Consider the following 25,487-nt stretch of genomic DNA (forward strand, 5'->3'; position numbering starts at 1 on the left):
ATCTACTCACATTTTTTTAAAAATTAAAAAAAGTTGATAAACAAGAAAGCGCTTTATTTTGTATACTAGTTAGTGTAAAGAGGAGACATCCTCAAGATCTTTATGAGGAGGACATCACATGTCACAAGAAAAATACATCATGGCTATTGACCAGGGAACAACAAGTTCTCGTGCCATTATCTTTAATAAAAAAGGAGAAAAAGTTAGCTCTAGTCAAAAAGAGTTCACTCAAATTTTCCCTCAGGCAGGTTGGGTTGAACACAATGCCAATGAAATTTGGAATTCCGTCCAGTCAGTTATTGCGGGAGCTTTCATCGAAAGTGGTGTCAAGCCAAATCAAATCGAAGCAATCGGGATTACCAACCAGCGTGAAACAACGGTTGTCTGGGATAAGAAAACAGGACTTCCAATCTACAATGCTATCGTTTGGCAGTCACGCCAGACAGCTCCTTTGGCTGAACAACTAAAAAGTCAAGGTTATGTAGAAAAATTCCATGAAAAAACTGGTTTGATCATCGATGCTTACTTTTCTGCTACCAAGGTTCGTTGGATTTTAGACCATGTAGAAGGAGCTCAAGAGCGAGCAGAAAAGGGTGAATTGCTCTTTGGGACCATCGATACTTGGTTGGTTTGGAAATTGACTGACGGTGCGGCTCACGTGACTGACTACTCAAATGCAGCTCGTACCATGCTTTATAACATTAAAGAACTCAAATGGGATGATGAGATTTTGGAAATTCTCAACATTCCTAAGGCTATGCTGCCAGAAGTTCGTTCTAACTCTGAAATTTACGGTAAGACAGCGCCATTCCATTTCTATGGTGGACAAGTGCCAATCTCAGGTATGGCTGGGGACCAACAAGCAGCCCTCTTTGGTCAGTTGGCCTTTGAACCAGGTATGGTCAAGAATACTTATGGAACAGGTTCTTTCATCATCATGAATACTGGTGAAGAAATGCAGTTGTCTGAAAACAACCTATTAACAACCATTGGTTACGGAATCAACGGCAAGGTTTACTATGCCTTGGAAGGTTCTATCTTCATCGCAGGAAGTGCCATTCAGTGGCTTCGTGACGGTCTTCGCATGGTTGAAAATTCACCAGAATCTGAAAAATATGCTCGTGATTCTCACAACAACGATGAAGTCTATGTCGTACCAGCCTTTACAGGTCTAGGTGCTCCATACTGGAACCAAAATGCTCGCGGTTCTGTCTTTGGATTGACTCGTGGAACAAGTAAGGAAGACTTTATCAAGGCAACTCTTCAATCAATTGCTTATCAAGTGCGTGATATTATCGATACGATGCAAGTGGATGCTCAGACAGCTATCCAAGTCTTGAAAGTAGACGGTGGTGCAGCTATGAATAACTTCCTCATGCAGTTCCAAGCTGATATTTTGGGAATCGATATCGCACGCGCCAAAAACTTGGAAATAACAGCTCTAGGAGCAGCCTTCCTAGCAGGTTTGTCAGTAGGCTACTGGAAGGATTTGGATGAGTTGAAACTCTTGAACGAGACAGGAGAACTCTTTGAGCCGTCTATGAACGAATCTCGCAAGGAACAACTCTACAAGGGTTGGAAGAAGGCTGTGAAAGCAACCCAAGTCTTTGCGGAAGTAGACGACTAATACTGGAAGAATAAAGCGACTTAGTTAGAAAGTGTGTAAATATGGAATTTTCAAAGAAAACACGTGAATTATCAATTAAAAAAATGCAGGAACGTACCCTGGACCTCTTGATTATCGGTGGAGGAATCACAGGGGCTGGTGTAGCCTTGCAGGCGGCAGCTAGCGGTCTAGATACTGGTTTGATTGAAATGCAGGACTTCGCAGAAGGAACATCCAGCCGTTCAACAAAATTGGTTCACGGAGGTCTTCGTTACCTCAAACAATTTGACGTAGAAGTGGTATCAGATACGGTTTCAGAGCGTGCAGTGGTACAACAAATTGCACCTCACATTCCAAAACCAGACCCAATGCTCTTACCAGTTTATGAAGAAGATGGAGCGACCTTTAGCCTCTTCCGTCTTAAAGTAGCTATGGACTTGTACGACCTTTTGGCAGGGGTTAATAACACGCCAGCTGCTAACAAGGTTTTGAGCAAGGAAGAAGTCTTGGAACGCCAGCCAAACTTGAAGAAAGAAGGTTTGGTAGGAGGTGGGGTTTACCTTGACTTCCGTAACAACGATGCACGTCTCGTGATTGAAAACATCAAACGTGCCAACCAAGACGGTGCCCTCATTGCCAACCACGTGAAGGCAGAAGGCTTCCTATTTGATGAAAGTGGTAAGATTACAGGTGTTGTAGCCCGTGATTTGTTGACAGATCAAGTTTTTGAAATCAAGGCCCGTCTGGTTATCAACACAACAGGTCCTTGGAGCGACAAAGTACGCAATTTGTCTAATAAGGGAACCCAATTCTCACAAATGCGTCCAACTAAGGGAGTTCACTTAGTAGTGGATTCAAGCAAGATCAAGGTTTCACAGCCAGTTTACTTTGACACTGGTTTGGGTGACGGTCGTATGGTCTTTGTTCTTCCACGTGAAAACAAGACTTACTTTGGTACAACTGATACAGACTACACAGGCGATTTAGAACATCCAAAAGTAACTCAAGAAGATGTGGATTATCTACTTGGCATTGTCAACAACCGCTTCCCAGAAGCAAACATTACCATTGATGATATCGAAAGCAGCTGGGCAGGTCTTCGTCCATTGATCGCAGGCAATAGCGCTTCTGACTACAATGGAGGAAATAACGGAACCATCAGTGATGAAAGCTTTAACAACTTGATTGCGACTGTTGAGTCTTACCTCTCTAAAGAAAAAACGCGTGAAGATGTTGAGTCTGCTGTCAGCAAGCTTGAAAGCAGTACCTCTGAGAAACATTTGGATCCATCTGCAGTTTCACGTGGTTCGAGCTTGGACCGAGATGACAATGGCCTCTTGACCCTTGCTGGTGGTAAAATCACAGACTACCGTAAGATGGCTGAAGGAGCTATGGAGCGCGTGGTTGACATCCTCAAAGCAGAATTTGACCGCAGCTTTAAACTGATCAACTCGAAGACTTACCCTGTTTCAGGTGGAGAATTGAATCCAGCAAATGTAGACTCAGAAATCGAAGCCTTTGCGCAACTTGGAGTGTCACGTGGTTTGGATAGCAAGGAAGCTCATTACTTAGCAAATCTCTATGGTTCAAATGCACCGAAGGTCTTTGCCCTTGCTCATAGCTTGGAACAAGCACCAGGACTCAGCTTGGCAGATACATTGTCACTTCACTATGCAATGCGCAATGAGTTGGCTCTTAGCCCAGTTGACTTCCTTCTTCGTCGTACCAACCATATGCTCTTTATGCGTGATAGTTTGGATAGTATCGTTGAGCCAGTTTTGGATGAAATGGGACGATTCTATGACTGGACAGAAGAAGAAAAAGCAGGCTACCGTGCGGATGTCGAAGCGGCTCTCGCTAATAACGATTTAGCAGAATTAAAAAATTAAGAAAAAATAAAAGAGGTGGAGGGCAGGACTCCTAGTCTACCCTCTCCTCCTTTTTAATGGAGACAGAAAGATGATGAATGAATTATTTGGAGAATTTTTGGGGACTTTAATCCTGATTCTTCTAGGAAATGGTGTTGTTGCAGGTGTGGTTCTTCCAAAAACCAAGAGCAACAGTTCAGGTTGGATTGTGATTACTATGGGTTGGGGGATTGCAGTTGCGGTTGCAGTATTTGTATCTGGCAAGCTCAGTCCAGCTCATTTAAACCCAGCTGTGACCATTGGTGTGGCCTTGAAAGGTGGTTTGCCTTGGGCATCAGTATTCCCTTATATCCTAGCTCAGTTCGCAGGGGCTATGCTCGGTCAGATTTTGGTTTGGTTGCAATTCAAACCGCATTATGAGGCAGAAGAAAATGCAGGTAATATCCTGGCAACTTTCAGTACCGGGCCAGCCATCAAGGATACAGTTTCTAACTTGATCAGTGAAATCCTTGGAACCTTTGTTTTGGTGTTGACAATCTTTGCTTTGGGACTTTATGACCTTCAAGCAGGAATCGGAACATTTGCGGTGGGGACTTTGATTGTCGGTATCGGTCTATCACTAGGTGGGACAACAGGTTATGCCTTGAACCCTGCACGTGACCTTGGACCTCGTATCATGCACAGTATCCTTCCAATTTCAAACAAGGGAGACGGAGATTGGTCTTACGCTTGGATTCCTGTTGTGGGACCGGTTATCGGTGCAGCCTTGGCCGTGCTTGTGTTCTCACTTTTCTAATCTAGAAAACAATTATTTTTGATAGAGTTTGGGCAAGAGCCCAATTTCAGCAAAAAATGAAGTAAATCTTCTCACAATAAAACGCATAGTATCAAGTTTTTCAATACCTGATATTATGCGCTTTTCTTATCGTTAAGACTTTTTCCCAGTCTCTTTTTCGATTGAAGATGTAAGTATTCTAGTAACTAATTTCTTAGTACTAGCCAACAACGATAATCATAATTCCTCCTAAAATTAGGAATAATAAAGGCAATAGTTTTTGCTTTTTCATGTGAAATACCTCACTTTTATTTTCTTCTATTTTATGCTAAAATATTAAAAATCAAAAACTGTTCCCATATATGCTTGTTGGAGAGATATTATGAAAAAATTTGGAGAAATTTTTAAAAAGTTTCGAGAATCTAGAGGTTTTCGCTTGAAAGATGTCGAAAAAGCTGGTATATCAACATCACAGCTCTCACGTTTTGAAAAGGGAGAGACTGATTTAACCATTTCAAAATTTATGGCTATTTTGGATGAAATTAACATGCCCATTGATGAATTTATGTATGCTGTTCATGATTTTCATCGTGATGAACTGAATGAACTCTTATCAAAGGTTAGGCATTTTGTATCAAATCATGATGTTGATGGGTTGAAAAAACTACTTTATTCTCAGATGGAGTCAGATTCTAAACAAGAGAAATTTCATAAGCTTAACATTATTTTATTAAAAATTCGTTTACAAGATTTATCGGGAGAAGTTTATTATGCTGGTGATGATTTATCTTATCTCACTGACTATCTCTTTAGTGTTGAATATTGGGGATACTATGAATTATTGATTTTTTCAAATACTTTAGATGTCCTAAAACACGATGTCTTTATGGTTTTGGCTAGAGAGATGTCTAGACGTTCTGATTTTTATAAAGAAATTCCTAATAATAGACGACTGATTTCATCTATGCTATTAAACGGATATATCACATGTATTGAAAGAGGAAAATTTCTTGATGCTTTGTATTTTGAAAAACGACTAAACCAATGCTTTTTCACCGAGATAGAAATTTATGAACGGTTGGTGTTTCAGTATGCACAACATCTGTATCGCTACAAAAAAGAGACGGATTGCAAAGCAATTATTGAAATGAGGAAGTGTATTGGAGCAATGAAATTAGCGGGAAGTAACCATTTGGCAAAGAATTATGAAGGACATTTAGAAAAAATTTTAGCTAGTAGTTAGAAAATGCAAATATGGGAATATTTTATTGTAAGTGTTGAAAAGGAATATAATTACAGTATCATATTCGAAAGGAGTACCAAATATGTCTAAAGAGCTTGAAAAAGTCCTTGAGTCTAGTTCAATAGCAAAAGGTGACGGCTGGAAGTGATAAAGTAATTTATCCCATAAGTTAAGCAGAGGCTATATTTTCCTCTGCTTTTTTAGAAAGGTATTCAATATGATGACAATTTCAGAAGATTTTTTATTTAGACTAGAAAAGTTTGGTGGAATTTTGATAAATAAAGTAACTTTTGACCGAATTGAGTTAGATGAGAGTGAAGCTTATTTTCTTTATTTAGTTCAAAATCATGGTTTTGAAATTGCTACTTCCTTTTTTAAGAAAGAAATAAAAGCAGGGAAACTAGAGCGAGTACTATTATTAAATATCTATTCTGATAATAATATTGAGGAATCATCGAAAAATCCTGACGAGACTTTTCAAAATGCGAGAAAGCATGTAGCAAAATTAAAAAAATATAACATATTGAGTTTTCCGCTTGAACTAGTAATATACCCCAGTATGTACTGTGATTTAAAATGCGGTTTTTGTTTTTTAGCAAATCGTGAAGATAGAAATGCCAAACCTGCTAAAGATTGGGAAAGAATTTTGCGCCAAGCAAAGGATAATGGAGTGTTAAGTGTTTCAATTTTAGGAGGGGAACCGACTAGATATTTTGATATTGATAATTTGTTGATAGCTTGTGAAAAACTGAAGATAAAGACTACTATGACAACTAATGCCCAATTAATAAAGAAAAGTACAGTGGAAATTCTAGTTAAATCTAAATATATTACACCGGTTTTATCTTTGCAGACTTTAGATCCTAAATTAAATTTTGAATTAATGGGGGTGAGACCTGATAGACAAATTAAATTAGCGAAGTACTTTAAAGAGGTTGGAAAAAAATGTAGAATTAATGCAGTGTATACAAGGCAAAGCTATGAGCAGATTATAGAATTGGTTGATTTTTGTATAGAGAATAAAATAGATAGGTTCTCAGTAGCTAATTATTCTGAGGTAACAGGATATACGAAAATAAAGAAAAAATACGATTTAACTGATTTGAGAAGGTTGAATGAGTATGTTACAGATTATATAACTCAACGGGAAGCTAATCTAAATTTTGCTACTGAGGGATGTCATCTTTTCACCGCTTATCCGGAGTTGATAAATAATTCAATTGAATTTTCAGAGTTTGACGAAATGTATTATGGATGTCGTGCAAAATATACTAAGATGGAAATAATGTCTAATGGGGATATCTTGCCTTGCATTGCTTTTTTAGGAGTTGATCAAACTAAGCAGAATGCCTTTGAAAAAGATTTGTTAGATGTTTGGTATGATGATTCGTTGTATGGAGGGATTCGTTCTTTTAGAACGAAGAATTCTAAGTGTTTATCTTGTGGATTGTTAAAAATTTGCGAGGGTGGCTGCTATGTTAACTTGATTAAGGAGAAGAGTCCAGAATATTTTAGAGACTCAGTTTGTAACTTATGAGTAAGAAGATTTTTAATTTGTACGGAATGAATATGTTTCTATCTGGATTACCATACTACTTTGTAGAAATTTTACTATTAAAGCACTTAGGTTTTTCGTTCACAGAAATAGCTACTTTATCAGTTATTACTGAGCTATGTGGTTCAGTTTTTGATATTCCTTTAAGTTATATTTCAAGTAAGATTGGTTACAAGAAAATTTTGGCTACTTCAAATTTATTATTAATTTTAGCATTATGGGGCCTATTGTTTGGAAAATCAAACATAATATATATTTCAGCGATATTTTTTGGATTGTCAGAATCATTATCTTCAGGAGTTCTTAATTCTTATAATTTTGAAATAATTGATGACGAAGTTGTATATAAATCATTTTTGAAAAATCTCAACACATTAAAATATATTTTTATTGCTATTGTTACAATTATATCTCCCCCTTTATTGCATATGAATTATGTTTATCCTGTTGTTATATCTATTATATTTGTAATTTTCAGTCTATTATATTTAATAGGATTACCTGAAATTAAAAAGGAACAAAATAATAATCAAAAATTTTTTAGCCTCGATAATATTAAAAATATTCCATGGTTATTAATAATATTAGGAGTAGCATTCTCAACTCTAATTATGATTAGCAATTCTTATGCAGGGATATTCTTAAATGAACAGGGATTTTCACTAGATACGCTGGGAATTGTACTATTTATATTTAATATATCTATGGCTTTGGGGAGTTATCTAAAAATTAAGTTTGAAGTAAGCTTGATGTTACCAATATTAGCTATACTCATGTTTTTTCAAACTAATCTAATCATCCAAATTATAATCCTTTTATTAATGCGTGTTCTTAATTCCAACTACAATAATCATTTTTATTATAAATTTAATATGTCAATAGAAAAAAATAGAGCAGTATCATGGTCAGTATATAATTTGTTTATTTCGATTAGTTTTATGTTAGCTGATTTTCTAGCTGGTATTTTTGCTGATAACTTTAGTATTAGGAGCAATTATTTAATATTTGGTATAGTAGCTCTTTGTTGCTTAGTATCTTATTCATTTTCTAACAGAGATAAAAGAACTTAAAAGTTATATGTCTAATTCATTTATCAAGTTGTTAGTCTCTCAATTGTTTGCAAATTTAGCAGATATTTTCTTTAGAGTAACAATCATTGCTAACATATACATTATTTCAAAATCAGTAATTGCCACATCACTAGTTCCCATTTTAATAGGGATATCCTCTTTTGTTGCGAGTCTTTTAGTTCCTTTGGTTACTAAAAGGTTAGCGTTAAATAGGGTTTTATCTTTATCCCAATTTGGAAAGACTATATTATTAACGATACTGGTAGGAATGTTTACCGTAATGCAATCAGTAGCGCCTTTGGTAATCTATCTATTTGTTGTTGCAATTTCTATATTAGATGGTTTTGCAGCTCCTGTTTCCTATGCTATTGTGCCACGCTATGCGACCGATTTGGGTAAGGCTAATTCAGCCTTGTCAATGAGTGGTGAAGCTGTTCAATTGGTGGGTTGGGGATTAGGTGGACTCTTATTTGCAACAATTGGTCTGTTACCTACCACGTTTATCATTTTAATGTTGTATATAATTTCCAGCTTTCTGATGTTATTGCTTCCTAAGGCTGAAGTGGAGGTGTTAGAGTCAGAAACTAATCTTGAAATTTTGCTCAAAGGCTGGAAGTTAGTTGCTAAAGATCCTAGATTAAGACTTTTTGTATCAGCAAATTTATTGGAAATTTTCTCAAATACGATTTGGGTTTCTTCTATCATACTTGTCTTTGTAACTGAGCTATTAAATGAAACGGAAAGTTACTGGGGATATTCTAATACAGCATACTCTATCGGGATTATAATTAGTGGCTTAATTGCTTTTAGGCTATCTGAAAAGTTTCTTGCTGCTAAATGGGAAAGTATTCTTTTTCCTCTTGTAGCCATGGCAATAGTGACACTGACTATTCTATATTTTCCAAATGCACAGATGTTTTTAGTATTTTCAGCTTTAGTTGGTATGTTATCGCAACTAAAAGAAGTTCCTGAAAGTGTATTTCTTCAGGAAACAGTAGAGGAAAATAACTTGGTTAATGTCTATTCCGTTCTTGAAGTGATTTCGACATTAGCATTTTCAGTATTTGTTTTGCTAATGAGCTATATTACTGAGAGTTTTGGTATTAGCATCAGTTTTTGGATATCAGCCATTTGTCTGATGATAGAAGCTATTTTAATTTATATCAGACGAGATTATTTTAAATAAGAGACTGGTTCAAAAGTCTTGAAAAATTAGAAAAGCGCATAGTATCAGGTGTTGAAATGAACTGCACCCCAAAAGTTAGATTTTTTCTGTCTAACTTTTTGGGGTCAGTACAAAAAAACTTGATATTGTGCGTTTTATTATGGAAAGCTTCCCTTCATTTTCTACTGAACTTGAGTTTTTGCCCAGGATCACTCTATTTGAAATATACATAGAAAAACCGCATAATCCTTAAAATAAACTGAAATCTACTGAAAATCTACGGCAAACAATTGAAAAATTACCCTAGAAAGTGGTACAATAGTAGAAAAATACTATAGTAAGAGTCTATCTTATTTAGCAAAAATTACAGAAATGAATGGTTTTTCTTGATGAAACAGAGAAAAGAATTGTACCTCTTTCTTGGTCGGACAGCCTTGTATTTTCTTATCTTTCTGGGGCTGCTTTACTTCTTTAGCTATCTTGGCCAGGGTCAAGGAAGCTTTATCTATAATGAATTTTAACTTGAAGGAGAATTCCTATTGTGTCAAATAAACCAATAGTAGATATGATTGAAACCATTGAGCATTTTGCTCAGACACAGCCTGACTATCCTGTTTACAATGTTTTAGGGCAGGAACACACTTATGGAGATTTGAAGGCTGATTCGGATAGTTTGGCTGCAGCTATTGACCAACTGGATTTACCAGAGAAGTCTCCTGTGGTTGTTTTTGGTGGCCAAGAGTATGAAATGTTGGCAACTTTTGTTGCGCTGACTAAGTCAGGTCACGCCTACATTCCAATTGATAGCCATTCGGCCTTGGAGCGAGTTTCGGCTATTTTAGAAGTTGCAGAGCCAAGCTTGATTATTGCTATCTCAGACTTCCCATTGGAGCAGGTTTCTACACCAATGATGACTCTAGCTCAGGTTCAAGATGTCTTTGCTCAAGGGACTAGCTATGAGATCACGCATCCAGTCAAGAGTGATGATAATTACTACATCATCTTTACGTCTGGTACGACTGGTAAGCCTAAGGGAGTACAGATTTCCCATGATAACCTCCTCAGCTTTACCAACTGGATGATTACGGACAAGGAATTTGCGACGCCAAGTCGTCCGCAAATGTTGGCTCAGCCACCTTATTCTTTTGACCTGTCTGTCATGTACTGGGCGCCTACCTTGGCACTTGGTGGTACGCTCTTCGCCCTTCCTTCAGCTATTACTCAGGACTTTAAGCAACTCTTTGCGACCATCTTTTCATTGCCAATCGCTATCTGGACATCAACCCCTTCTTTTGCGGATATGGCCATGTTGTCAGAAGACTTCAACAGCGAGAAAATGCCTGGAATCACGCATTTCTACTTTGATGGGGAAGAATTGACGGTCAAAACGGCTCAAAAACTGCGTGAGCGTTTCCCACATGCCCGTATTATCAATGCTTACGGTCCAACAGAAGCAACAGTAGCCTTGTCAGCTGTTGCCGTGACAGACGAGATGTTGACGACTCTAAAACGCCTCCCAATCGGCTATACCAAGGCTGATTCTCCAACCTTTATCATTGACGAGGAAGGAAATAAACTGCCAAATGGCGAACAGGGAGAAATCATTGTCTCAGGACCAGCTGTTTCAAAAGGATATATGAACAATCCTGAAAAAACAGCAGAAGCCTTCTTTGAGTTTGAAGGTCTGCCAGCCTATCACACAGGCGATGTGGGAACCATGACAGATGAGGGCTTACTTCTCTACGGCGGACGCATGGACTTCCAGATTAAGTTTAACGGTTACCGCATTGAGTTAGAAGATGTCTCTCAAAACCTCAACAAGTCTCGCTTTATCGAGTCTGCTGTTGCTGTTCCACGTTATAATAAAGACCACAAGGTACAAAATCTGTTAGCCTATGTCATCTTAAAAGACGGTGTTCGTGAGCAGTTTGAGCGTGATATCGATATTACCAAGGCTATTAAGGAAGACCTGACAGATATCATGATGTCCTACATGATGCCATCTAAATTCCTTTATCGAGACAGTTTACCACTGACTCCAAATGGGAAGATTGACATCAAAGGATTGATTAACGAGGTGAATAGCAGATGATGGAGTTCTTTCAACAGCTTCCTCATTTAGAGCCATACGGCAATCCTCAGTATTTTGTCTATGTGATTGTTGCAACCTTGCCCATCTTTATCGGCCTCTTTTTCAAGAAACGCTTTGCCTGGTATGAAGTGTTGGTTAGTCTCTTCTTTATCGTTACTATGTTGGTGGGTGGGAAGACTAATCAGTTGGCTACCTTGGGTATTTATTTGTGCTGGGAGATATTGCTCCTACTTTTCTACAAGCACTATCGAAAAAGTAAGGATGGCAAGTGGGTCTTCTACCTAGTTAGTTTTCTGTCCCTTCTCCCGATTATCTTTGTTAAGGTGCAGCCAGCTATCAATGGAACGCAGTCTTTGCTTGGGTTCTTGGGAATTTCTTACCTGACCTTTCGTTCGGTTGGGATTATCATCGAGCTGAGAGATGGAGTGATTAAGAATTTTACCCTCTGGGAATTCCTTCGTTTCCTTCTCTTCATGCCGACTTTTTCAAGTGGCCCAATCGATCGCTTTAAGCGATTTAATGAAAATTATCAGGCCATTCCTGAGCGGGATGAGTTGATGGATATGCTGGATGAATCTGTTCGCTATATCATGTGGGGCTTTTTGTACAAGTTTATCCTAGCTCATGTTTTAGGAGAAACCTTGTTGCCTCCTTTGAAGAATCTAGCCTTGCAGTCAGGTGGCTTCTTTAACCTCTATGCCTTGGCAGTTATGTATACCTTTGGTCTGGAACTCTTCTTTGACTTTGCAGGTTATTCTATGTTTGCCTTAGCCATCTCAAACTTAATGGGAATCCGTAGCCCTATCAACTTTAACAAGCCCTTTTTATCAAGGGATTTAAAGGAGTTTTGGAATCGTTGGCACATGAGTCTTTCTTTCTGGTTCCGTGATTTTGTCTTTATGAGAATGGTCATGGTATTGACCAGAAAGAAAGTCTTTAAAAATCGTAATGTAACCTCAAGTGTGGCCTACGTTGTAAATATGCTGATTATGGGATTTTGGCATGGAGTGACCTGGTACTATATTGCCTATGGACTCTTTCATGGACTGGGCTTGGTCATCAATGATGCCTGGGTTCGCAAGAAAAAAACGCTCAATAAGGAACGGAAAAAAGCAGGGAAAGCTGCCCTACCTGAGAATCGCTGGGTTCAGTTGCTTGGCATGGTTGTCACCTTCCATGTCGTCATGCTGTCATTCTTAATCTTTTCTGGATTCTTGAATGATCTATGGTTTAAAAAATAAAAGGAAATAAAATATGGATATCAAATCAGAAGTTATCGAAATTATTGATGAGTTGTTTATGGAAGATGTTTCTGACATGATGGATGAAGATCTTTTTGATGCAGGTGTCTTGGATAGTATGGGAACGGTTGAATTGATTGTGGAGATTGAAAATCGTTTTGACATTCGTGTTCCAGTGACGGAGTTCGGTCGTGATGACTGGAATACAGCTAATAAAATCATAGCTGGTATTGTGGAGCTACAAAATGCTTAAACGCTTATGGATGATCTTCGGACCGGTCTTGATAGCTGGTTTGTTGGTTTTTCTGCTCATTTTCTTTTATCCTACTGAGATGCGTCATAATCTAGGAGCTGAAAAGCGTTCAGCGGTGGCTACTACTATCGATAGTTTTAAGGAGCGAAGTCAAAAAGTCAGAGCACTATCTGATCCAAATATGCGTTTTGTTCCCTTCTTTGGCTCTAGTGAATGGCTTCGTTTTGACGGTGCTCATCCTGCGGTATTAGCTGAGAAATACAATCGCTCCTACCGTCCTTATCTTTTAGGACAGAGGGGAGCTGCATCGCTTAACCAGTATTTTGGAATGCAACAGATGTTGCCACAACTGGAGAATAAACAAGTTGTGTATGTTATCTCACCTCAGTGGTTCAGTAAAAATGGCTATGAGCCAGCAGCTTTTCAGCAGTATTTTAATGGAGACCAGTTGACCAGTTTTCTGGAACATCAATCTGGAGATCAGGCTAGTCAATATGCAGCGACTCGCTTACTACAGCAGTTTCCTAACGTAGCTATGAAGGATTTGGTTCAGAAGTTGGCAAGCAAAGAAGAATTGTCGACAGCAGACAATGAAATGATTGAATTATTGGCTCGGTTTAATGAACGCCAAGCTTCCTTTTTTGGTCAGTTTTCAGTTAGAGGCTATGTCAATTATGATAAGCATGTAGTTAAGTATTTAAAGACCTTGCCAGACCAGTTTTCTTATCAAGCTATAGAAGATATTGTTAAAGCAGATGCTGAAAAGAATACTTCCAATAATGATCTGGGAATGGAAAATTATTTCTATAATACGCAGATCAAGAAGGATTTGAAGAAATTAAAGGACTCTCAGAAAAGCTTTACCTATCTCAAGTCGCCAGAGTATAATGACTTGCAGTTGGTTTTAACACAGTTTTCTAAATCTAAGGTAAACCCGATTTTTATCATTCCACCTGTTAATAAAAAATGGATGGACTACGCTGGTTTACGAGAGGATATGTACCAACAAACGGTGCAGAAGATTCGCTACCAGTTAGAAAGTCAAGGGTTTACCAATATAGCAGATTTTTCTAAGGACGGCGGGGAGACTTTCTTTATGAAAGACACCATTCACCTTGGTTGGTTGGGGTGGTTGGCTTTTGACAAGGCAGTTGATCCTTTCCTATCCAATCCCACACCAGCTCCGACTTACCATCTGAATGAGCGCTTTTTCAGCAAAGATTGGGCGACATATGATGGAGATATCAAGGACTTTCAATAGATCATAATATAGAAGAGTTCAAGAATGAAGCCTATTTTCACGTTTTTTCTTGACTCTTTTTTTGCTTGTGATATAATTAACTGGTAAATAAAATGTCAAAGAATAGTATTTTTCTCTTAAAAAAGAGAAGTCTAAAAGGAAAGGAGTCAGATATGAGACAGCTAGCGAAGGATATCGATGGCTTTTTGAATGAGGTGATTTTACAGGCGGAAAACCAACATGAAATCCTAATAGGTCATTGTACTAGCGAGGTAGCTCTGACCAATACCCAGGAGCATATCCTCATGCTCTTGTCAGAGGAATCTTTAACAAATTCAGAGTTGGCTCGTCGTCTCAATGTCAGTCAGGCGGCAGTTACCAAGGCCATTAAGTCTTTGGTCAAGGAAGGGATGTTGGAAACATCTAAAGATCCTAAAGATGCGCGTGTGATTTTTTATCAGTTGACTGACTTGGCTCGTCCAATCGCTGAGGAGCACCACCATCACCATGAGCATACGCTTTTAACCTATGAACAAGTGGCGACTCAGTTTACTCCAAATGAACAAAAAGTGATCCAGCGGTTTTTGACTGCTTTAGTAGGAGAAATCAAATAATGAGATATATTACGGTAGAGGATTTATCCTTCTATTATGATAAGGAGCCTGTTCTTGAACATATCAATTATAGTGTTGATAGTGGAGAATTTGTTACCTTGACAGGGGAGAATGGGGCAGCTAAGACGACACTCATCAAGGCCAGTCTTGGAATCCTTCAGCCACGCATTGGCAAGGTGACCATTTCAAAGACAAATACGCAGGGTAAGAAATTGAGAATAGCCTATCTTCCTCAACAGATTGCCAGTTTTAATGCTGGTTTTCCAAGTACGGTTTATGAATTTGTCAAATCTGGTCGCTATCCGCGAAAGGGTTGGTTCCGTCGTTTGAATGCTCATGATGAGGAGCATATCAAGGCTAGTTTGGACTCAGTTGGCATGTGGGAACATCGAGACAAACGCTTGGGGTCTCTATCTGGGGGCCAAAAGCAGCGAGCGGTGATTGCGCGTATGTTTGCTTCGGATCCAGATGTGTTTATCCTAGATGAGCCGACAACGGGGATGGATGCAGGAAGTAAAAACGAATTTTACGAACTCATGCACCACAGCGCCCATCATCATGGCAAGGCTGTTTTGATGATTACCCATGACCCTGAAGAAGTTAAGGACTACGCGGACCGCAATATTCATCTAGTCCGTAACCAAGACTCGCCATGGCGTTGTTTCAACGTTCATGAGAATGATCAGGAGGTAGGCCATGCTTAGTTTGTTATCTTATGACTTTATGCAACGTGCTTTTCTGGCCGTTATTGCCATGAGTCTTTTCTCGCCGGTATTGGGAACCTTCCTTATCTTGCGTCGTCAGAGTTTGATGAGTGATACCCTCAGCCACGTCTCGCTTTCGGGTGTAGCCTTTGGGTTGGTTTTGGGGATTTCTCCGACTATTTCCACTATTGCCATTGTCTTGATTGCGGCGGTCTTTCTGGAGTATCTCCGTACGGTTTACAAGAGCTTTATGGAAATCGGGACAGCTATCCTCATGTCAACAGGTCTGGCTGTTTCTCTGATTGTCATGAGCAAGGGTAAAAGCTCTAGTTCTATGAGTTTGGACCAGTATCTTTTTGGTTCAATCGTGACTATCAGTGAAGAGCAGGTTATTTCCCTCTTTGTCATTGCGGCGGTTGTTTTGATTTTGACCTTCCTCTTCCTTCGTCCGATGTACATTTTGACCTTTGATGAGGATACGGCCTTTGTGGATGGCTTGCCAGTTCGTACCATGTCCATTCTTTTTAACATGGTGACGGGGGTGGCCATTGCCCTTATGATTCCTGCTGCGGGAGCTCTTCTGGTATCGACCATTATGGTCTTGCCAGCTAGTATTGCCCTGCGTCTGGGGAAAAACTTTAAATCGGTTATGCTGCTTGCCAGTGCTATTGGATTTTTGGGAATGGTAGCAGGACTCTACATTTCCTACTATGCAGAAACACCTGCAAGTGCAAGTATTACCATTATTTTTGTAACTGTCTTTTTACTCATCAGTTTAGTAAGACGTTTTATCAAATAGGAGACGAACGTGAAAAAAATTAGCTTATTGCTAGTCAGTCTATGTACCTTGTTTTTAGTAGCTTGTTCCAATCAAAAACAGGTAGATGGCAAACTCAATATTGTGACAACCTTTTACCCTGTCTATGAATTTACCAAGCAAGTCGCAGGAGATACTGCTAATGTAGAACTCCTCATCGGTGCTGGTACAGAACCCCATGAATATGAACCGTCTGCCAAGGCAGTTGCCAAAATCCAAGATGCAGATACCTTCGTTTATGAAAATGAAAACATGGAAACATGGGTCCCTAAATTGCTAGATACTTTGGATAAGAAAAAGGTCAAAACCATCAAGGCGACAGGCGATATGTTGCTTTTGCCAGGTGGCGAGGAAGAAGAGGGAGACCATGACCATGGAGAAGAAGGTCATCACCATGAGTTTGACCCCCATGTTTGGTTATCACCAGTTCGTGCCATTAAACTAGTAGAGCATATCCGTGACAGTTTATCAGCAGATTATCCTGATAAAAAAGAGACCTTTGAGAAGAATGCTGCTGCCTATATCGAAAAATTACAAGCCTTAGATAAGGCTTATGCAGAAGGCTTGTCTCAAGCCAAACAAAAGAGCTTTGTAACGCAACACGCAGCCTTTAACTATCTTGCCTTGGACTATGGACTCAAACAAGTCGCAATCTCAGGCCTTTCTCCAGATGCAGAGCCATCAGCAGCTCGCTTGGCAGAATTGACAGAGTACGTCAAGAAAAATAAAATCGCCTATATCTACTTTGAGGAAAATGCTTCACAAGCCCTTGCTAATACACTTTCAAAAGAAGCAGGTGTCAAAACAGATGTCCTCAATCCTTTAGAAAGTCTGACAGAAGAAGATACCAAGGCGGGAGAAAATTATATCTCTATCATGGAGAAAAACCTCAAAGCTTTGAAACAAACAACAGACCAAGAAGGTCCAGCTATCGAACCTGAAAAGGCAGAGGATACCAAGACAGTTCAAAATGGTTACTTTGAGGATGCAGACGTCAAGGACCGCACTTTGAGTGACTATGCAGGTAACTGGCAATCAGTTTATCCTTTCCTTGAAGATGGCACGTTTGATCAAGTCTTTGACTACAAGGCTAAGTTGACTGGTAAGATGACTCAGGCTGAGTACAAGGCCTACTATACAAAAGGTTATCAGACAGATGTGACTAAGATCAACATTGCTGATAACACTATGGAATTTGTTCAAGGTGGACAAAGCAAGAAATATACTTACAAGTATGTTGGTCAGAAAATCTTGACTTACAAGAAAGGAAATCGTGGTGTGCGCTTCCTCTTTGAAGCCACAGATGCTGATGCTGGACAATTCAAGTATGTTCAGTTTAGTGACCACAATATCGCCCCAGTTAAGGCAGAACATTTCCATATCTTCTTTGGAGGCACAAGCCAAGAAGCCCTCTTTGAAGAAATGGATAACTGGCCAACCTACTACCCAGATAACCTATCTGGACAAGAAATCGCCCAAGAAATGTTGGCGCATTGATGAGAAACCGACTAGTTCATAGGAGCTAGTCGGTTTTTAGATATTAGATGGCTAACTTCATTATAGACCTTTCCAGAACTTTAAAAAATAAATAAAACTCTTGAAATATCTGGGCTTATATGCTAGAATGTTGTTAGTGTATAAGGTTCATTAGAACACCAAAGCCCCTAACTATTGCCGTAGTTAAGGGCTTTTTTGACGTATCTTAGCGATTTAACGGGTGTTGATAGGCTAGTCAGTCGGTCTACTTCTTACCATCTAGCCATTTGCAAACGAAATACAAGATAATTCCTGCGATGACGTCCGCTATAATAGTAAGAGCAAGCTCAGGTATAAGGCTCATTAGTTTCACCTCCTCTCACGAACCCATAGGAACGTAATCGGTAACCGATGACAAAAATAGTATACCACACTACATTCAGATCATCAACATTGCTTAATTCTTGAAATATAGGGTCTAGGTGACAAAGTCTTTAAAATCAGAAAAACGCATAATATCAGGTGTATAAAAGTTTGATGTTATATCAATTATAAAAGTGGATAGGAAAGTTTTCTGATTATCAGAATTCCTTCCTATCCACTTTTTGAAGATTGTAAGTTAGCCCAATTTTATGTAGAATCAGCTTATTTGTTTTATTTATCAAAACCTTGCAAAGCTTTTTGGCGTTCTTCTACTTGACCTTTAGCATCTAGTTTATTACCAGCGTATACAGCTGACTCCCATGATCCGTACATTGGATTTGGGAAGATGATGAATTTTTCACCGAATTCTTTTTGCAATTCTTCAAGTTGTTTATCACGGTCAGATTCAGAAGTCTTAGAAAAATCTGCAAAGTCTACGAGGTTATCACCAAATAATAAGATAAGATTTGTTTTTTCTTGAACTTTTTGGCGACGACCTTCTTTGGATTTTACACCACTTTCTAAGAACATGAGATGATCACGTCCTTGAACAGGAATTCCTTCACTTTCAAGATTTTTAATGGTAGCATCTACTTGATTAGCTGAGCGGTCAGAAATATAGTAGATTTGGACACCGTTTTGATCAGCAAACTGAAGAAAATCCTTGGCACCTGGGACGGCTTTTGCTGCAGCTTTTTGAACCCAAACATCCCAATTTTCGGGTGTGAATGCTGTACCATCTTTGACATTTTGTACTTGATAAGGGCTATTATCTAGGACAGTTTCATCCAAGTCTAAAACGATAGAGTAAGGTTTGTCTGATTCTGTTTTGAGCAATTCCTTTAGGTGATTTGTTGCAACGTTATAACCCTGTATGTATAAAGCTTTAGTTTCAGCTGATTTTTGATACCAAAGGGTTGACATAGTGTTTTCTCTAGACCGTAGTTGGTCATATGTCATTGTAATTTGATTATCAGATGAGCTATTATTGCTTGTCTGTGTTTCTGTAGACTTTGTTGCACAACTAGCTAATAAGACGACAGAAGCAAGTGTAGAAAGGATTGTAACAGTAGTTTTTGCTGTTTTCATGAAATATCTCCTATTTATTAATTTCAATCACTAGTATAGCACGAGGGAAAAGTTAAGGCAAGTTATTCCCTGACTATTGATGTAGATTCTATGGAAGTTAATGTAATGAAAAAAGCGATTACTAACTTGAAATGTAGTTTCACCTCTAATTATTGACATTTCAGGAAAAATCGCAGTAAAAACTGCACAACCTTCTTTAAATGTGCTATAATACAGGAAAAAATAATAATGGAGGTCACGATAATGGCAACATTTTTGATGATTTTTGTGGTGGTTTGTGTGCTCCTATTGGTGATAGTCACACTGAGTACAGTTTATGTGGTTCGTCAGCAGTCGGTGGCGATTATTGAACGCTTTGGGAAATACCAAAAGGTTGCCAATAGCGGTATTCACATTCGCTTGCCTTTTGGGATTGACTCGATTGCAGCGCGGATTCAGTTGCGCTTGTTGCAAAGCGATATTGTGGTTGAGACTAAGACCAAGGACAATGTGTTCGTTATGATGAATGTGGCGACTCAGTACCGTGTCAACGAGCAGAGCGTGACAGATGCTTACTATAAACTCATGCGTCCTGAATCTCAGATTAAATCTTATATCGAAGATGCTCTTCGCTCTTCTGTTCCCAAACTAACCTTGGATGAATTGTTTGAGAAAAAAGATGAGATTGCCCTTGAAGTTCAACACCAAGTAGCAGAAGAAATGACTACTTACGGCTACATTATCGTGAAAACCTTGATTACAAAGGTTGAACCAGATGCAGAAGTTAAGCAATCTATGAATGAAATCAATGCAGCGCAACGTAAGCGTGTTGCAGCGCAAGAATTGGCAGAAGCAGATAAGATTAAAATCGTCACTGCAGCTGAAGCCGAAGCAGAAAAGGATCGCCTTCATGGTGTGGGGATTGCCCAACAACGTAAGGCCATTGTGGATGGATTGGCAGAGTCTATCACAGAACTCAAGGAAGCCAATGTTGGTATGACAGAAGAACAAATCATGTCCATCCTCTTGACCAACCAGTATTTGGATACCTTGAACACTTTTGCTGCAAAAGGCAATCAAACCATCTTTTTACCAAATACGCCAAATGGTGTTGATGATATCCGTACACAAATCTTGTCAGCCCTCCGTGCTGAGAAGAAATAATAGACTAAAGAGCTTGGCAACAGGCTCTTTTTGTATTACGTTTGTTAAGAAAAACAAAGAACATTGATATACATTTAACTAAAAATTATTGTATATTGTCTACTTTAATTAGGAATGATAAGGGAATAACTAGAAAGATTTGTGAATACAGACTATTTCTGATATACTAAATATACAGTAATAATGAATGATGGGAGATGAGATGAAAGAATTTCAATTTGAGAGAAAGCAGCGTTTTTCTTTGAGGAAATATGCAATAGGAGCTTGTTCGGTCTTGCTAGGAACGAGTTTATTTTTTGCTGGTATGGGGGCTCAACCTGCACAGGCTACAGAAACGACTTCAACACTAATTTCAAGTCATTATTTGGATGAGCAGGATTTACCTGAAAAGCTGAAATCTGAGTTGCAATGGTTTGAAGAAAATAAGATTGAGGTAAAAGAGGGAAAAGAATACTATTTTGTCTATCGAAAATTGGCTACAAGATTACCAGAAACAGGTCTGTTTTCTAATGATGAGATGTTTATCTTGGGAGCAGGATTATTATTGCTTTCCTTCACTTTAATCAAGAGAAAAAAGGGAGCGTCTTACTTCCTTGTGAGCGTCTTTACTGTTGGTGGTTGGGGAGCATCCATCTCTGCTTTAGAAAATCTGGTAGAATTGCAACCAGCCCTTGTTAAGAGAGTAGAAGGTCAGTTTTTACCAAGTCCTGAAACAGTCCAAGGATATGAATTTACGGGATATTATTTGGTAAGAGATAGTGTTAGCAAGGAACTTTCTGTTGATAAGGTAGAGTCGCCAGCATTATCTCAAAAGGAGGAAAGTTTAGAACCTCAATCTAAGAAGATTGTACCACAGACTGCATCTCATTTTAGCTCGACTAAAGATCTTGTGCAATCTCCTCAACCATCTTACTCAGTTGAGCCTGTTTTAAATCCAACTCCTGAAAAAAGTATGAGTATTGAGTCTAAAAAGGTACCAGATGAAGGAATGAAAACTGTTACTGAAGACAAGCCAGAACTGGAAGTTAGGATAGGGGAGATAGAGTTTGAAACTCAATTTCAGTCTGACCCAACTCTGGCTAAGGGAGAAAAAAGAATTTCTATAGAAGGTGCCAAGGGACAAGAACGAATCTTAACAGAAGTAAGGGTTGTCGATGGTATTGTTACGCGAAATGAAGTAGGGAGAGAAGTGCTTCGTGAACCAGTTGTTCAGGTGATTTTGGTCGGGACAAAAGAGAAGGAACCTCAAGAAAATGGCATAAGCCTAGCCCCGGAAGTCCAACCACCCCTTCCATCTTATGAAAGCGGTGTTTCCGGTGAATCTTTGGTAGAACCAGCGCTTCCATCTTATGAAGGCGGCGTCTCTGGTGAATCTTTGGTAGAACCATCGCTTCCATCTTATGAAGGCGTTGTTTCCGGCGATCCTTCGGTAGAGCCATTTCTTCCGTCTTATGAGGGCGGTGTTTCCGGCGAATCCTTGGTAGAACCAACTCTCCCCTCTTATGAAGGCGTTGTTTCCGGTGAATCCTTGGTAGAATCATCGCTTCCATCTTATGAAGGCGGCGTCTCTGGTGAATCTTTGGTAGAACCATCGCTTCCATCTTATGAAGGCGGTGTTTCCGGTGAGTCCTTAGTAGAACCACCCCTTCCTTCTTATGAAGGTGGCGTTTCCGGTGAGCCTGAGATACAGGAGGCTCTCCCAGAGTATAAAGAAGACACTCAACTTCCTCAGACCAAAGTGGAGACCAAAGCTGTTCCTTATGAAACCGTTTATGAAAAGAATGAGGAACTAGACCACGGTGTTACAAGAGTAAAAATTCCGGGTGTTGAGGGACAAGAACAAGTTACTACTACCTATACTAAAGATCAAGCAAGTGGAAATATTTCTGAGAATAAAACTGTCAAAATAGTAGCTAACAAAGTTGATCAAGTTGTAGAAGTTGGAACTAAACCGAGTGTTGAAACTACTGTCCTATCTCATAAAACGATCTACCAGGTGAATCCTGCTTTGGAGTTCAGACAAGAGAAAGTAGCGGTTGCAGGGCGTGATGGTTCGGTGGAAACTAGGACGAGTTATCAATTAGATAAGGCAACAGGTCAGGTGACGGTATCTGACACTACTAGACAAGTAAATCCAGCAGTTGATAAAGTGATTCAAGTTGGTAATGTGGAAAAAGTAATACAACCGATTGCTGTTACGGAGGAGCGAAGAGAGGATTCTTCACTTGCTAAAAATATAGAAAAGCTAGCATCTGAAGGAGAAGTTGGTGAGAATACACTTACCAGAACCTACGCTATCAATGAACAAACTGGTGAATTGGTTAATCCTCAAGAAGCGAGTCAAATAACAAAACCAATGAAACCGAGAGTTGTTTTAGTTGGTAGTCAGGAGGATAAACCACACTTACTTCCGGCTAATAGTGAGAGAGAAGATGCTGTGGATGTGTCTGCTCTGACCACAAGCGCGAGGTCAGTAGACTTCTTACATGACAGTAAACTAAAAGCACAGTTAGAGCCTGTTTATGATTCTCGAGATATTATAACAAAGAGAATTGCGCTCAAAAAAACCCACCCAAATATTACTGACCAAGAAGTCAAAGATATGTTGCGTACAGAGTATCTTCAAAAACTGTCAATTCAAGAAAGCTTTGATCAGACGAAGACGCAAGCTGAGTCAAGTTTCAAAAAGATTGCCTCGCATACATTGGGAATTATAGGAGATACCCCTGAAAACCGCAGCAAGGTCAAACAAGAGCTGGAGCAATACAAAGAGCAGATTTTGTTGGGACTGTCTTATATCAATCGTTTTTATAATATTCAATTTGGGGACACGAATATTCGTGATATTCTGGCCTTTAATCCAAGTTCATTTGGTAATAAGACAATGACATCCTTAGATAGTTTGAAGAAATTAGGATCCATGTCTTATGAAGAGATGAAATTGACCAATAGTCCTCAAACATTTACAAAGTATTTATCTACCATTACAGGTAAGGCTAGCTTGAAGGAATTTTTAGACAGCAATCGCCAACTCTTTACGTCAGATGATGCGGATACTTGGCTTAAAAAATCTAGCCAAGCTATGATTGTTGAAAAACCATCTAAAGAAAATCTTTCAGCGCATATCGGTCTGTATAGCAAGTTGACAGCTGGGGAAAAGGATCCTCGTAAACAAGAGGCTAATATGGCTGCTATTTTGGGACTTTTGAATGTGAAAGAACCAAGTGTTTATGTGATTAGTAATATGGCGACGATTACTTATGGTAATATTGGTTCCTATATAGATACTTCTCTTGCCCAGTCTAATCCAACTAAGTATCAAGCTGAACTTGCTAGAGTCAAGTCTTTAATTGAAAAAGCGGCTGTACAACAAGCTAACTATGTTGATACTCTTTATCGTATAACAAAACCTGTAAATCGTGATAAGTTGCTTACAAATCGCTTGATTATTGATACGATGAAGAAGTATACAAGCAATCCGAATGCCCAGATTGATAGCACTTGGTCACCAGCTACTGGTAATGGAGTTGATAAGGGAGTCGACCAATTTATGACTCCTATGAATTACTATTCTCCAGTAAGTAAGGTGGGAGCTGAGGCCAATGGATTAGGTGTCCGTTACTTTATAGATAGGGTTCTGGATGATAGAGGTTCAGCGACTTATTCTCATGAAATGACGCACTTACTAGATAGAACGGTCTTGTTTAATAATCACGGTCGTCGAGATGGTACAGGAGCAGAGTTTTATGCGCGTGGTATTTTTGAAAACTCCTATAATCCAGAAAAGGATACTTATTTTAATCTCAACTTTGTATATGATGAGAGTGATAAGAATGGATTTTACAATAAAACACCTGATCGATTTAAAACGGCAGAAGATTTGCAATCTTACATGAAGGGAAGTTTTGATGTCCTTTATACTCTAGATTACCTAGAAGCAGAGGCAAGTAAAGGCTTATCTGCAGAAGACAAGATGAGTTATTTCAAAAAAATAATGCCAATCACTTCAACAGGTTCTAGAACTTGGGTAGATTACCGTAATCCAGCAGTTAAACCGACTCATAAGAGTGAGGAGATTCAAACTCTGACCTTAGAAGATGCCAGAAAATTGACAGATATTGATAGTTTGATTGACAATCATATCATGGTCAACCGTTATATCATTGCTGGTTTTTCAGATAAAGGTAAGATTGCAGCAAATGGTTACTATACTGTTGATATGTTTGATACCATTTATGGTGTTAGTCAAAATGACTCTGGTATTAGTGGGGATATCACCTTTAGAAAACAAGCCTTTGAATTGATGGCTACTTTGGGTTATTATGAAGGATTTGTTCCTTATGTTTCAAATCAATACAAACAAGCAGCAGAGGATGAAAACAAGCCTTTGTCTGATACTTACATTTTTAATAAAGTTTTGAATGGTAAGAGTTATGCTGAGTTCAAAAAAGCACAAATCAAGGAAAGGGTAGCTAAGATTGATCAATTGAAAGCTTTGACAATTCAATATGAAGGTCAGCAAATACGTCTGACAAGTCAGAAGTTAAGTGAATTGATGCAGAAAGCTGTTAAAGAAGAACTTGCTCAAATAACAGCAGGCAATACAACTGCTCGCACCTATAGCTTTATCGAAACACCCGTTCAAAAACTGAAAAAAGCGATTTATAAAGCTTATCTCAAAGATTCAGATGACTTTAGACAATCGATTTACAATAGCTAAGACAAAAGGAACATCTCTCTGGAATGAACATTCAGAGGGGTGTTTTTTGGTTCTTGTCAGATTTGCTACTCAATGAAAATCAAAAAGCAAACTAGGAAGCTAGCCGCAGGTTGCTCAAAGTACAGCTTTGAGGTTGTAGATGAAACTGACGAAGTCAGCTCAAAACACCGTTTTGAGGTAGTAGATAAGACTGACGAAGTCAGTTACATATACCTACGGTAAGGCGACGCTGACGTGGTTTGAAGAGATTTTCGAAGAGTATGACCTTGTTTCTTGAAAATGACAGTTTATATGAACATGGAGTGATTTTCAGACTTCTCCACAAATTATAGAATCTTTTCTGAGTATTTAGGGAGTGATGGAGGAAGTCTTGAAAGCGCTTTTGTTTTGTGC

20 protein-coding genes are annotated in these 25,487 nt (G+C 38.8%); 19 read left to right on the forward strand and 1 reads right to left on the reverse strand.

Features of this window, described 5'->3' with window-relative positions:
* The first annotated feature begins 118 nt into the window (after positions 1–118).
* From glpK to adcA, 17 genes are all read left to right on the forward strand, one after another.
* Entirely contained in the window at positions 119–1,627 is a 1,509-nt protein-coding gene (glpK, locus tag ACN076_RS01640; RefSeq protein ID WP_420790020.1) for a glycerol kinase GlpK, read from the forward strand.
* A 41-nt stretch (positions 1,628–1,668) separates the two neighbouring features.
* Positions 1,669–3,495 carry a type 1 glycerol-3-phosphate oxidase gene (glpO, locus tag ACN076_RS01645; protein WP_420790021.1) on the forward strand — a complete coding sequence of 609 codons (1,827 nt, stop codon included), beginning with the start codon at positions 1,669–1,671 and terminating at the stop codon, positions 3,493–3,495.
* Between the two features lie 70 nt (positions 3,496–3,565).
* Positions 3,566–4,270: an MIP/aquaporin family protein gene (locus ACN076_RS01650; RefSeq protein WP_000980824.1), complete on the forward strand. Its 705-nt coding sequence runs from the start codon at positions 3,566–3,568 to the stop codon at positions 4,268–4,270.
* 361 nt (positions 4,271–4,631) lie between these two features.
* Entirely contained in the window at positions 4,632–5,492 is an 861-nt protein-coding gene (locus tag ACN076_RS01655; RefSeq protein ID WP_420790022.1) for a helix-turn-helix domain-containing protein, read from the forward strand.
* An 82-nt stretch (positions 5,493–5,574) separates the two neighbouring features.
* A complete protein-coding gene (locus ACN076_RS01660) occupies positions 5,575–5,640 on the forward strand; it encodes a KxxxW-cyclized peptide pheromone (RefSeq protein WP_261022939.1) in 66 nt (21 codons plus the stop codon).
* A 69-nt stretch (positions 5,641–5,709) separates the two neighbouring features.
* Positions 5,710–7,029, forward strand: a complete 1,320-nt coding sequence (kwcM, locus tag ACN076_RS01665) for a KxxxW cyclic peptide radical SAM maturase (RefSeq protein ID WP_000988322.1) — start codon at positions 5,710–5,712, stop codon at positions 7,027–7,029.
* Positions 7,026–8,117, forward strand: coding sequence for an MFS transporter (locus ACN076_RS01670; RefSeq protein WP_420790023.1), 1,092 nt, complete (start codon positions 7,026–7,028; stop codon positions 8,115–8,117). Before kwcM ends, ACN076_RS01670 begins: the two co-directional genes overlap by 4 nt.
* Before the next feature lie 7 nt (positions 8,118–8,124).
* Complete coding sequence (locus ACN076_RS01675) at positions 8,125–9,303, forward strand: ryptide export MFS transporter (RefSeq protein ID WP_420790024.1); 1,179 nt, start codon at positions 8,125–8,127, stop codon at positions 9,301–9,303.
* 368 nt (positions 9,304–9,671) lie between these two features.
* Complete coding sequence (locus tag ACN076_RS01680; protein WP_000813667.1) at positions 9,672–9,803, forward strand: teichoic acid D-Ala incorporation-associated protein DltX; 132 nt, start codon at positions 9,672–9,674, stop codon at positions 9,801–9,803.
* A gap of 20 nt (positions 9,804–9,823) precedes the next feature.
* Complete coding sequence (gene dltA, locus ACN076_RS01685; RefSeq protein ID WP_420790025.1) at positions 9,824–11,374, forward strand: D-alanine--poly(phosphoribitol) ligase subunit DltA; 1,551 nt, start codon at positions 9,824–9,826, stop codon at positions 11,372–11,374.
* Positions 11,371–12,615, forward strand: a complete 1,245-nt coding sequence (gene dltB, locus ACN076_RS01690; protein ID WP_420790026.1) for a D-alanyl-lipoteichoic acid biosynthesis protein DltB — start codon at positions 11,371–11,373, stop codon at positions 12,613–12,615. The genes dltA and dltB overlap by 4 nt, the downstream gene beginning before the upstream one ends.
* A 13-nt stretch (positions 12,616–12,628) precedes the next feature.
* Complete coding sequence (gene dltC, locus ACN076_RS01695) at positions 12,629–12,868, forward strand: D-alanine--poly(phosphoribitol) ligase subunit DltC (RefSeq protein ID WP_000351967.1); 240 nt, start codon at positions 12,629–12,631, stop codon at positions 12,866–12,868.
* Positions 12,861–14,129 carry a D-alanyl-lipoteichoic acid biosynthesis protein DltD gene (dltD, locus tag ACN076_RS01700; protein ID WP_420790027.1) on the forward strand — a complete coding sequence of 423 codons (1,269 nt, stop codon included), beginning with the start codon at positions 12,861–12,863 and terminating at the stop codon, positions 14,127–14,129. The genes dltC and dltD overlap by 8 nt, the downstream gene beginning before the upstream one ends.
* A gap of 152 nt (positions 14,130–14,281) precedes the next feature.
* A complete protein-coding gene (gene adcR / locus ACN076_RS01705) occupies positions 14,282–14,722 on the forward strand; it encodes a zinc-dependent transcriptional regulator AdcR (protein ID WP_001249314.1) in 441 nt (146 codons plus the stop codon).
* On the forward strand, positions 14,722–15,426 hold the full coding sequence (locus tag ACN076_RS01710) for a metal ABC transporter ATP-binding protein (RefSeq protein WP_001269496.1): 705 nt from the start codon (positions 14,722–14,724) through the stop codon (positions 15,424–15,426). Before adcR ends, ACN076_RS01710 begins: the two co-directional genes overlap by 1 nt.
* Complete coding sequence (locus ACN076_RS01715; protein WP_000950030.1) at positions 15,419–16,225, forward strand: metal ABC transporter permease; 807 nt, start codon at positions 15,419–15,421, stop codon at positions 16,223–16,225. Before ACN076_RS01710 ends, ACN076_RS01715 begins: the two co-directional genes overlap by 8 nt.
* A gap of 9 nt (positions 16,226–16,234) precedes the next feature.
* Positions 16,235–17,740, forward strand: coding sequence for a zinc ABC transporter substrate-binding lipoprotein AdcA (gene adcA, locus ACN076_RS01720; protein ID WP_420790028.1), 1,506 nt, complete (start codon positions 16,235–16,237; stop codon positions 17,738–17,740).
* A gap of 633 nt (positions 17,741–18,373) precedes the next feature.
* On the opposite strand, the gene ACN076_RS01725 is transcribed toward adcA, so the two are convergent.
* Positions 18,374–19,231 carry a 5'-nucleotidase, lipoprotein e(P4) family gene (locus tag ACN076_RS01725; protein WP_420790029.1) on the reverse strand — a complete coding sequence of 286 codons (858 nt, stop codon included), beginning with the start codon at positions 19,229–19,231 and terminating at the stop codon, positions 18,374–18,376.
* A gap of 258 nt (positions 19,232–19,489) precedes the next feature.
* Between ACN076_RS01725 and ACN076_RS01730 the strand changes: the two genes are divergently transcribed.
* Positions 19,490–20,374: an SPFH domain-containing protein gene (locus ACN076_RS01730; protein WP_025172052.1), complete on the forward strand. Its 885-nt coding sequence runs from the start codon at positions 19,490–19,492 to the stop codon at positions 20,372–20,374.
* Between the two features lie 202 nt (positions 20,375–20,576).
* Complete coding sequence (locus ACN076_RS01735) at positions 20,577–25,094, forward strand: ZmpA/ZmpB/ZmpC family metallo-endopeptidase (protein ID WP_420790030.1); 4,518 nt, start codon at positions 20,577–20,579, stop codon at positions 25,092–25,094.
* Positions 25,095–25,487 lie beyond the last annotated feature (393 nt).

This window comes from Streptococcus sp. K0074, assembly GCF_048843365.1.
In the GTDB taxonomy this organism is placed as follows: domain Bacteria; phylum Bacillota; class Bacilli; order Lactobacillales; family Streptococcaceae; genus Streptococcus; species Streptococcus mitis_BM.